The sequence below is a fragment of the Phaeobacter sp. HF9A genome, assembly GCF_011806385.1.
Classification (GTDB): Bacteria; Pseudomonadota; Alphaproteobacteria; order Rhodobacterales; family Rhodobacteraceae; genus Epibacterium.
Genome location: NZ_JAATOX010000049.1, coordinates 19,391 through 29,660 on the forward strand (window position 1 = coordinate 19,391; position 10,270 = coordinate 29,660).

8 protein-coding genes and 1 pseudogene are annotated in these 10,270 nt (G+C 62.9%); 6 read left to right on the plus strand and 3 right to left on the minus strand.

Annotated features, from left to right (window positions below):
- The first annotated feature begins 115 nt into the window (after positions 1-115).
- Positions 116-2,389: a response regulator gene (locus tag HCZ87_RS10660; protein ID WP_167643741.1), complete on the plus strand. Its 2,274-nt coding sequence runs from the start codon at positions 116-118 to the stop codon at positions 2,387-2,389.
- Between the two features lie 14 nt (positions 2,390-2,403).
- Here HCZ87_RS10660 and yaaA read toward each other — a convergent pair whose 3' ends face one another.
- The 3 genes and pseudogenes from yaaA to HCZ87_RS10675 form a co-directional block, all read right to left on the minus strand.
- Positions 2,404-3,168, minus strand: a complete 765-nt coding sequence (yaaA, locus tag HCZ87_RS10665) for a peroxide stress protein YaaA (protein WP_167643742.1) — start codon at positions 3,166-3,168, stop codon at positions 2,404-2,406.
- Between the two features lie 31 nt (positions 3,169-3,199).
- A pseudogene (gene recQ, locus HCZ87_RS10670) lies at positions 3,200-5,237 on the minus strand (DNA helicase RecQ).
- Positions 5,238-5,340: 103 nt separating this feature from the next.
- Positions 5,341-5,628, minus strand: a complete 288-nt coding sequence (locus HCZ87_RS10675; protein WP_167643743.1) for a YggT family protein — start codon at positions 5,626-5,628, stop codon at positions 5,341-5,343.
- A gap of 134 nt (positions 5,629-5,762) precedes the next feature.
- Here HCZ87_RS10675 and HCZ87_RS10680 point away from each other — a divergent pair, with 134 nt between their 5' ends.
- The 5 genes from HCZ87_RS10680 to HCZ87_RS10700 all read left to right on the plus strand — a co-directional run.
- Positions 5,763-6,329 (plus strand): acyl-CoA thioesterase, encoded by a 567-nt coding sequence (locus HCZ87_RS10680; RefSeq protein WP_167643744.1) that lies wholly within the window; start codon positions 5,763-5,765, stop codon positions 6,327-6,329.
- Positions 6,330-6,371: 42 nt separating this feature from the next.
- Positions 6,372-7,757: an MFS transporter gene (locus HCZ87_RS10685; RefSeq protein WP_167643745.1), complete on the plus strand. Its 1,386-nt coding sequence runs from the start codon at positions 6,372-6,374 to the stop codon at positions 7,755-7,757.
- Positions 7,754-8,677 (plus strand): penicillin-insensitive murein endopeptidase, encoded by a 924-nt coding sequence (gene mepA, locus HCZ87_RS10690; protein WP_167643746.1) that lies wholly within the window; start codon positions 7,754-7,756, stop codon positions 8,675-8,677. The genes HCZ87_RS10685 and mepA overlap by 4 nt, the downstream gene beginning before the upstream one ends.
- The gene (locus HCZ87_RS10695; RefSeq protein WP_167643747.1) at positions 8,650-9,573 is read left to right on the plus strand and encodes an esterase-like activity of phytase family protein; all 924 of its coding nucleotides are present in this window, start codon (positions 8,650-8,652) and stop codon (positions 9,571-9,573) included. The genes mepA and HCZ87_RS10695 overlap by 28 nt, the downstream gene beginning before the upstream one ends.
- Before the next feature lie 123 nt (positions 9,574-9,696).
- On the plus strand, positions 9,697-10,270 hold a 574-nt coding region (locus HCZ87_RS10700; protein ID WP_167643748.1), incomplete at its 3' end, for a queuosine precursor transporter.

Here is a 10,270-nt window from a genome sequence, read left to right on the forward strand (position 1 = left end):
ATTAACCTCATAGCAAGCATGTGCAACATACCAACAGCGCTAAAGCGAAATTAAGAATTGGCTGCGAAATTGAAACCGCAGGTAGGGGCCGAGAGTAGGACTGGAGTTAGCGCGCATGTCGCTTGCTGAAAAATTGGCACAGGAGCGCCGCGCCCGATTGGCTGCGGAACGGCTGCTGGAGCTAAAACAGGCGGAATTGACCGATGCGAACCGCAAACTCGGTCGCCATGCGCTCGCGCTGACCAAACGCATTGGTGCCACCCAGGCCGAAATCGCCACCTTTCGCGACGAAAATGAAAAGGTCAAAAGCGACCTCAACACCGCCAACGAGAAGGTCGAGCAGGCGGAACGCCGCCTATGGCATTCGATCCAGGCCTTTCAGGATGGATTCGCGTTCTTTGACAGCAACAGCAAGCTGATTGGCGCCAATACCGCTTATCTCAATATCTTCGAGGGGGTCGAGGAAGTCTCGCCCGGCGTGTCCTACGTGCGCATTCTTCAGGTGCTGACCGACGAGGGGCTGATCGACACCGAGGAGCTCTCCTCCAGTGCCTGGCGCGCCATGATGACCGAGCGCTGGATGTCGCCGATGCCGGAACCCACCGTGGTTCGGCTGTGGAACGACCGCTATCTGAAGCTCATCGACCAGCGCGGACACGACGGTGATGTGGTCAGCCTTGCGCTCGATATCACGGCGACGGTGCATTACGAGGAAGAGCTACGCGCCGCGCGGGAACGGGCCGAGGCCGCGAATCGGGCGAAATCCGCCTTCCTTGCCAATATGAGCCATGAGATTCGCACCCCGATGAACGGCGTCGTCGGCATGGCCGAATTGCTGAGCGACACGCCGTTGAGCGAGGAACAACAGCTCTACGCCAGGACGATCAAGAATTCCGGCGAGGCGCTGCTGGTGATCATCAATGATGTGCTCGATTATTCCAAGATCGAGGCGGAAAAACTGGTCCTGCACCCGGAGCCGTTTGATCTGGAGGCCTGCACCCATGAGGTGATCATGCTGCTTCAGGCCAATGCCCGCGACAAGGGGCTGACGCTTTTGGTGGATTATGACCTGTTCATGCCGACGAATTTCATCGGCGATCCCGGGCGCATCCGGCAAATTCTGACCAACCTCATCGGCAATGCGGTGAAATTCACCAATGAAGGCCATGTGACCGCGCGCATCACCGGGGTGCCGCACCCCGAAGACAATACCGTGATGCTGCATATCTCGATCGAGGACAGCGGCATCGGCATCCCCGAGGACAAGATCCAGCATATCTTTGGCGAGTTTAACCAGGTCGAGGATGAGACCAACCGCCAGTTCGAGGGCACCGGGCTGGGCCTTGCGATCACCGAACGGCTGATCAAGCTGATGGACGGCGAAATCTGGGTCGAAAGCGAATTTGGCCAGGGCTCCTGCTTTGGCTTCCGCCTGCCGCTGGTTGTCGCCGATGGCAGCCAGATCAACGCCCCGGAACTGCCGGAAGACCTGTCCTGCGTGATGATCGTCGACGACATGGAAATCAACCGCGAAATCCTGAATCGCCAGTTGCAGCGGCTGGGCCTCACGGTGATCCCGGTCTCCAGCGGTGCCGAAGCGCTGGACGCGATGACCCCCGAGGTGGATCTGGTGATCACCGATCGCAACCTGCGCGGCATGGATGGGCTCAAGCTCGCCCGCAGCCTGCGGCAAGCCTGGCAGGATGTCCCGGCCCTGCTGCTGAGCTCGGATCCGGCGGATGCGCAGGACCCCTCAATCCGCGATCTTTTTGCCGGTGTGTTGCTCAAACCGCTGCCGCGCGGTGCCTTGTTCAGCGCCCTTGCGGCGCTCAACACCCCACCCGCGTTGGATTCCGCGCTGGCGGAACAGGACGCTGACAGCACAGCCTCGGCGCCTTCTCTGCCAACCGACGGAGCCGCGGCACCTGCACCGGCTGCGACACAGGACGCGCCTCCCTCTGACCAGCGCCTGATGCGGATCCTCGCCGCCGAGGACAACCGCACCAATCAGCTGGTCTTTCGCAAGATGGTGAAAGATCTCAACATCGACCTGCGCTTTGCCAATAACGGCCTGGAGGCGGTCGAACTCTATCAGAGCTTTGAACCCGATCTGATTTTCATGGATATCTCAATGCCGAAGATGGACGGCAAAGAGGCCACCCAGGCCATTCGCGCGCTGGAGCAAAACAGCCAGCGGCGGGTGCAGATCGTGGCCCTCACCGCCCATGCCATGGACGGGGATGCCGACGGAATCCTTGCCGCAGGATTGGATGACTATCTGACCAAACCCCTGCGCAAGGCGTTGATCTATGAACGGATCATCAAGAACCTGCCGCAAGGGGCCCTGTCCCCAGAGCCCCAGGACAGTGATCTGCGCGCCACGGGTTGACGCGCAGGCGCCGATCAGCCCCTGCGCAGAAACACCGGCGCGTCGGCGCTGGACATCTCCGGCTGGTAGGCATAGCCGCCGGCGTCGAACTCGGTCAAAGCCGCCTCATCCGTCAGGCGACGCTGGATGATATAGCGGGTCATCGCGCCACGCGCCTTCTTGGCATAAAAGCTCACCACCTTGGGCCCGCCCGGCTTGTCCTCCATGAAGACCGGCGTCACCACCCGTGGCTTCAACACCGAAAGATCCACCGCGCCGAAATATTCCTGGCTGGCGCAATTCACCAAGACATCACTGCCCACCGCCTCGGCCTGGGCATTGAGCGCCTCGGCGATCTTGCTGCCCCAATAGGCATAGAGGTTCTTGCCCTTTTCGGTTTTCAGCCGCGAGCCCATCTCCAGCCGATAGGGCTGCATCCCGTCTCGGGGGCGCAGCAAACCGTATAGCCCGGACAGGATGCGGTAGTGATCCTGCGCCCAATCCATTTCCTCCGGCTCCAGCGAGGCCGCCTCCAGCCCCTGATAGGTATCGCCGGCAAAGGCCAGCGCGGCGGGGCGCAGATCCGCGGGTTTGGGGTCGTCCTGAAAGTCACGGAACCGGTCGTGGTTCAGCTTTGCCAGATCCTCGCTGATATGCATCAGCTTCATCAGATCGGCGACGGACAGGTCGCGCGCCTGCCGCGCGAGGGTGATCGCGTCGCCCTGAAAGGCGGGAAAGCTCATCTCCAGGTCCCGCTCCGCCCAGTCCAGCTTTTTCGCCGGGGATGTCACAACCAGCATTCTCTGCCTCCGTTTGTTCTGGACACCAGACTTAGCCCGCGCCGCGCAAGACGTCCAGAAACGCCGGGGCGAAACGTTCCGCGCGGCGCTCCCCCAGCAACCGGGCAAGCGCGGCCTCATCCGCTCCGCGCATCTGCGCCACTTTTGCCAGCATCGCGGCCGAGCAGGTCAGTGGTTTCTGCGTGCCGCATTCCCCCCGCTGCAACCGCGCCTGCACCTCCAGCAGCGTGTCATAGATCGACGCCTGCGCGCGCCCGGCCAGCTTGCGCCGCGCCGGATGGAGCGTCTCCGCTTCACTGGTGATCACGCTGAGGAAGGCATCGCCGTAGCGTTCCAGCTTCTTGGCGCCGACACCGCTGATGCCAGCCATTTCATCCAGCGTTTGCGGGCGTTTCTCGGCCATCTCGATAAGGGTGCGGTCCGGGAAAATCACATAGGCCGGCACTTTCTGCGCCTCCGCCAGCGCGCGGCGCTTCGCCTTCAGCGCCGACATCAGGGGCGCATCCTCTTCGGAGACCAGCTCCCGGACCGCAGGGCGTCGGGTGGCGGATTTGATGGTATCCTTGCGCAGGGTGATCTCGGCCTGGCCTTTGAGGATCGGCAGGGCCGGTTCAGTCATTCGCAGCGCGCCATGACGTTCGGGGTCGGGGCGCACCAGATCGCGCCCCATCATTTGCCGGAAAATCGCCTGCCACTGCGCCTTGGAATGCTCCTTGCCGCAGCCAAAGACCGACAGATCATCATGCCGTTTCTGCCGCACCCGGTCGTTGGCATTGCCGATCAGGATGTCGATCAAATGTCCGGCGCCATAGGTCTCGTCGGTGCGCAGGATCGCCGACAGCGCCTTGCGCACCGCCGTGGTGCCATCAAAGGTTTCCACAGGCGTATCACAAAGATCGCAATTGCCGCAGGGCGCGGCCTCCTCGCCAAAATAGCTCAAGAGGGTTTGACGGCGGCAGGTCATCGCCTCGGCGAGCCCCAGAAGCGCATTCAGCCGCGTGATCGGCCCCGCGACGCTCCGCCGGGGCGAGGCCCTCGTCGATCTGGCTGCGCCGCAGGCGGATGTCCTCGGGGCCGAACAGCGTCATGGTTTCGGCTGGCGCGCCATCGCGGCCCGCGCGGCCGATCTCCTGGTAATAGGCCTCAATGCTCTTGGGCAGATCCGCATGGGCGACCCAGCGGATATCGGGCTTGTCGATGCCCATGCCAAAGGCCACCGTCGCCACCACGATCAGCCCATCCTCGCGGGCAAAACGGGTTTCGACGATGCGACGGTCCTCGGCCTCCATGCCGCCGTGATAATGACAGGCCACATGGCCGGAGGCCCCAAGCGCGCGGGCGATGTCCTCGGTCTTGGCGCGGGTGCCGCAATAGACAATGCCGGATTGCCCGCGACGTGCATCGGCAAATTCCAGGATCTGCTTGCGCGGGCTGTCCTTGGCGGCAAAGGCGAGGTGGATATTGGGCCGGTCAAAGCCCCGCAAAAAAGCGCGCGGAGCCTCGCCGTCAAAGAGCTTCTGGACGATTTCCTGCTGGGTTTCCTGATCCGCCGTCGCGGTAAAGGCCGCAAGCGGCACGTCCAGCGCCCGGCGCAATTCGCCGATGCGCAGATAGTCGGGACGGAAATCGTGGCCCCATTGGCTGACGCAATGGGCCTCGTCCACCGCAATCAGCGAGACGCCAATGCGGCGCAACATGCCCATGGCGCTGCCCGCCGCCAGCCGTTCGGGCGCCATGTACAGCAGTTTCAGCTCGCCCGCCTCGATGGAATTCCAGACGGCTTCGGTTTCTTCCTCGGTATTGCCGGAGGTCAGCGCCCCGGCACAAACGCCCGCCTCTTGCAGCGCGCGCACCTGGTCGCGCATCAGGGCAATAAGCGGCGAGATCACCACGGTGATCCCCGGCCGCATCAGCGCAGGAAGTTGAAAACACAGGGATTTACCGCCCCCGGTGGGCATGATCGCCAGCACGTTCTCGCCTGCGGTCACGGCGTCGACGATCTCTTCCTGTCCGGGGCGAAAGCCGTCGAAGCCGAAGATATCGCGCAACAGGGGGATTGCGTCGGTCATTGGGGCCTGTGGGTTGGTCTGCTCATGCTACGAGCGGCACAATCCCACAGGTGGAATCGGGGGGCAAGGGGCGGTGGCGCGGCAGGACCGCACAACCGGTCGATCACATAAAGCCAAATAGCGTCGGCAGGATATAGGCGCGCAGCGAGATCACGATGATCAGCGCCACCAGCGGGGCCAGATCCAGCGGATGGGTGTTTGGCAGAATGTTCCGCAGCGGCGTGTAGATCGGCTCCAGCATGCGATTGATACCGTACCAGATCTGCGCCACAAACTGCTGATGCAGGTTCAGAACCTGAAAGTTGATCAGCCAGCTCATGATGATGTGCACAATCATGATGAAGTAAACAACGCTCAGGATCAGCTGGAGCGGGCCATAGATTGCCATCATTGGTGTCAGGTCCTTGTCTGTTTTCAGCTTCGACCTAACCATCTGCACCGTATTTCGCAACCCTTCCGCAAGGTTGCTGGTTGACGCCCGGTGAACAGGTGGCATCAAGGAAACATGTAAACCGGAGCGTTCAGATGTACCCGATCGTCAGATTCCTAAAAACGATGTGGAGCGCCAGGCGCCAGCCGCGGCTTGGCGCACTCGACACCCATCTGTCGCATCATCGCTGCTGGCCCTGGGATATCGACGTCTGGATGGAGCTCAACAACGGGCGCGCGCTGACGCTCTTTGATCTTGGGCGTGTGGGGCTGTCACTGCGAACCGGGCTGGCAGAGGTGACCAGGCAAGAGCGCTGGGGCATGGCCATTGCCGGGTCCTTCATTCGCTATCGGCGGCGGATCCGGGCCTTTGAGCGCATCGAGATGAAAACCCGGCTGATCGGCTGGGATGGCCGTTTTCTCTACATGGAACAGAGCATGTGGAAGACCAATGGCGACTGTGCCAACCATGCGATTTTTCGGGCGGCGGCCACCGACAGGCGCGGTATCGTGGCCCCGGCGCGGGTGGCGGAGGCGCTGAACATCGACGCGGCCAGCCCGCCGCTGCCCGATTGGGTGCTGGCCTGGTGCGCCGCCGAAGACAAACGCCCCTGGCCGCCAATGGCCGATCCCGGCGAGGAGAGGCTTGCCAGCGCCTCCTGACCCCTGTCATATCAGGCGCAAAGACCGGCATCGGGGACAGATATGACAGACCTAACCGCAACGCAGCCACCCAGCTTGCGCAAACGCATCTGGGGGTGGTGGTTTTTTGACTGGGCCAGTCAGCCCTATCACACCTTGCTGGTCACCTTTGTCTTTGGTCCCTTTTTTGCCTCGGTCGCGACGGATTATTTTCTCAGCACCGGTCTGGACGGCGAGGCCGCCCGCGCGCAGGCGCAATCGAGCTGGTCGCTCTGTCTCACGCTTACCGGGTTGATTATTGGCCTGTCGGCGCCGTTCCTGGGCGCGTTTGCGGATATCTCCGGGCGGCGGTTGCCCTGGATCATCGTGTTTTCAACGGCCTATGTGGTCGGCGCTGGCGGGCTTTGGTTCACCGACCCGGCTGGCGGCAACATGTGGTGGATGCTTGTCAGCTTTGGCCTTGGCTTCATCGGTGCGGAATTCGCTGCGATCTTTGTCAACGCGCAACTGCCCTCGCTTGGCGCCAAGGAAGACGTCGGGCAGGTGTCCGGCTCCGGCTTTGCTTTTGGCTATCTGGGCGGGGTGCTGGCGCTTTTTATCATGCTCTTGCTGTTCGTGGAGCAGGACAGCGGCAAGACGCTTATTGGACTTGACCCGCTGTTCGGGCTGGACGCCAGCCAGAAACAGGGCACCCGCGCGGTCGGCCCCTTTGTGGCGCTCTGGTTTGCCGTCTTCATGGTGCCCTATTTCGCCTGGGTTCGGGATACACGCGGGCCACGCCAAGGCGCGGCGAGCCTCGGGCGTGCGGTCTTCATGGTGGTGAACTCGGTCAAGGCGCTGGCCCATCGCAGGAGTCTCGCGAGCTATCTGGCGTCCTCCATGCTCTATCGTGACGCGCTGAACGGGCTTTATGGCTTTGGCGGTGTCTATGCGGGGCTGGTTCTGGGCTGGTCGATCACCAATATCGGGATCTTCGGCGTTATCGCGGCCATCTCGGCAGCGCTGTTCAGCTGGCTTGGCGGGATTGCGGACAAACGGTTTGGCCCAAAACCGGTGATTGTCGCCGCCATTCTGGTGCTCAGTTTCGTCTGTCTGATTGTGGTCAACATGTCTCGCACGCAATTCTTTGGTGTCACCCTGGCCGAGGGCTCCGGCCTGCCGGACGGGATCTTTTTTGCCTGCGGCGTACTGATCGGCGGCTTCGGCGGAATCTTGCAGGCCACAAGCCGCACCCTGATGGTGCGCCACACAACGCCGGAAAACGCCACCGAAGCCTTTGGTCTTTATGGGCTTTCCGGTCGTGCCACGGCGTTTCTGGCACCCGCGTTGATCGGCCTGATGACAACAGCCACCGGCAGCGCGCGCATCGGCATCACACCGGTGATTGCGCTCTTCGCCCTTGGTCTGCTTTTATTGACCCGGGTGGACGGTGAAGGAGATCAGGCGTGAAGTTTATGCGACATATCCCGTTGGTCGCCGTGTTGCTGGCGGCCTGCGCGCCGACGCAGGACAGCCCGCGGACCTCGGCCAATGCTTTTGCCAACAAGGCGCTGGCCTCGACCACCCCCGCCAAGCAGCTGTTCGGCGCCAAGCGGCACGCCTCCGCACAGCGCCCCGCGCCCCTTGGCTCCTATGCCAAGGGTTGCGTCGCCGGGGCGGTGCAATTGCCCGAAACCGGCCCCACCTGGCAGGCGATGCGGCTGAGCCGGAACCGCAACTGGGGGTATCCCGAAACCATCAAGTTCATTCAGGATCTGAGCCAGATCGCAGCGCAGCAACCGGGCTGGAAGGGGCTCTATGTGGGCGATATCAGTCAGCCGCGCGGCGGGCCGATGCTGACGGGCCACCGCAGCCACCAGATCGGGCTGGATGCCGATATCTGGATGCTGCCACCGGATCGGCTGGATCTCAGCCGCGAGGAGCGGGAGAACATCTCCTCCATCTCGTTGCGCCGCAGCAATGGCGCCTATGTCAACGACAGCTGGAGCCCGCAGCATCAGGCAATCCTGAAGGCCGCCGCATCGGACCCGCGGGTGGCGCGGATTTTTGTCTTTCCCGGTGCCAAGGTCAAAATGTGCGACACCGCCACCGGCGACCGCAGCTGGCTGCGCAAGATCCGGCCCTGGTGGGGGCATCACTATCATTTCCACGTGCGGCTGAATTGCCCGCGCGGCGCACGCGGCTGCGTCGAGCAGGCCCCGCCCCCGCCCGGAGATGGTTGCGACGACGCTCGGCAATGGGTCGCCGATATCCTCGACCCGCCGCCGCCGAAACCGGTTGACCCGAACGCGCCAAAGCCTAAACCCCGTAGGGATTACACGCTTTCGGATCTTCCCCAACAATGCGCAGCCGTTCTCTCATCCGACTGACCTCGCTCTCTGTCGCCCTGGTGCTCGCGCTGGGGGCAACCGCCTGGGCGGCGACAACAGTCTGGAACGCCACCAAACGCGAAACCACCGCCGCCACCCTGATCGGCAGCTTTCGCTGGCATGAGCACGCGCCGTGGTTTGGCGGCTTGTCGGCGCTGGAGCTCACGCCGGATGGCATGGGTTTCATGGCGCTGACGGACCGCTCTCACCGGCTCGAGGGGCAACTCCTGCGCCAACACGGCAAGATCACCGGCCTTCGCATCCTGCGTGACGAGCGGCTGAAAGCGCCAAGAGGCGGCCCGATGCCCGGCAACCGCGAAGATAGCGAAGGCCTCGCCCTTGGCGAGGATGGCACCTTTTACGTGTCATTTGAGGGGCCGCATCGGGTGCTGGAATATCGCGACGGCCATGTGCGCGCCCTGCCCGCACCTAAGGCATTCCGCAGTTTTCACCGCAACAGCTCCTTTGAAAGCCTGGCGCAGGATGCCGCCGGGCGGGTGCTGCTGATCGCGGAAGGGGCGTCAAGAAAACCGGATGTGTCGCGGGTCTGGATCTGGACCCGAGGCAAGGGCTGGCGCGGCCTTGGCGGCTACCCGGAACAGGAGGGCTTCTTGCCGGTCGGCGCGGACTATGGCCCCGATGGCGCGCTTTATGTGCTGGAGCGAAAGTTCGCCAATATCGGATTTCGCAGCCGCATTCGCCGCTTTTCCGTGACCCCGACTGGCCTGGAGGGCGGCACGGTCCTGCTCGATACACCACTTGGTCGGCATAGCAATCTCGAAGGGCTCAGCATCTGGCGCGACCAAAGCGGCGCGCTGCGGGCGACGATGGTCTCTGACGACAATTTCCTCTGGCTGCTGCGCACCGATCTGGTGGAATACCGTCTGCCGGACTAGGCCCGTCCGGGGCGGATCGTTGCGCGAGACTTGCATTTTGCGCCCGCTCGGCCTAGAGGAGGCGATCTTTCACGCCCTCATGGGCACAAGTCTCCGCGACCTTGTCTAAAAAACGGATCCAATATGACCCGCATCTATCTTCCTGGCATCCTTGCCATGGCCGCCGTGGTTGTGGCCTCCAATATCCTCGTTCAGTTCCTCTTTGGCAATTGGCTGACCTGGGGCGCCTTCACCTATCCGGTGGCCTTTCTGGTGACCGATGTGACCAACCGCGTCTATGGCGTTGGCCCGGCACGCAAAGTGGTGCTGGCCGGTTTTGTCGTCGGCGTCATCTGCTCGCTGATCGGCACCCAGATCATGGGCGAATTCGGCCCGCTGGTGACCCTGCGCATCGCCATGGGCTCCGGCCTTGCCTTCCTGGTGGCGCAGCTCTCGGATGTGGCGATATTCGCCGCGCTGCGGGGCGGCAAATGGTGGCGCGCGCCGCTGGCCTCGACGCTGGTGGGCTCCTCGCTGGACACGCTGATCTTTTTCTCCGTGGCGTTTTCCGGCACGCTGAGCTTCCTTGACCCCGCAAACGATGTTTCCTGGGCCGGGGAGATGTTGCCGCTTCTGGGGCATGGGCCGATGGCGCCGCTCTGGGTGTCACTCGCGGTGGCCGACTGGGGCTTGAAACTGTCGCTGGCAGTGATTGCGC

Coding starts and splice junctions, on each gene's coding strand:
- HCZ87_RS10685 (WP_167643745.1), top strand. CDS start 6,372: ATGACAGACCTAACCGCAACGCAGCCACCCAGCTTGCGCAAACGCATC.
- HCZ87_RS10660 (WP_167643741.1), top strand. CDS start 116: ATGTCGCTTGCTGAAAAATTGGCACAGGAGCGCCGCGCCCGATTGGCT.
- HCZ87_RS10675 (WP_167643743.1), bottom strand. CDS start 5,628: ATGATGGCAATCTATGGCCCGCTCCAGCTGATCCTGAGCGTTGTTTAC.
- HCZ87_RS10695 (WP_167643747.1), top strand. CDS start 8,650: ATGCGCAGCCGTTCTCTCATCCGACTGACCTCGCTCTCTGTCGCCCTG.
- yaaA (WP_167643742.1), bottom strand. CDS start 3,168: ATGCTGGTTGTGACATCCCCGGCGAAAAAGCTGGACTGGGCGGAGCGG.
- HCZ87_RS10680 (WP_167643744.1), top strand. CDS start 5,763: ATGTACCCGATCGTCAGATTCCTAAAAACGATGTGGAGCGCCAGGCGC.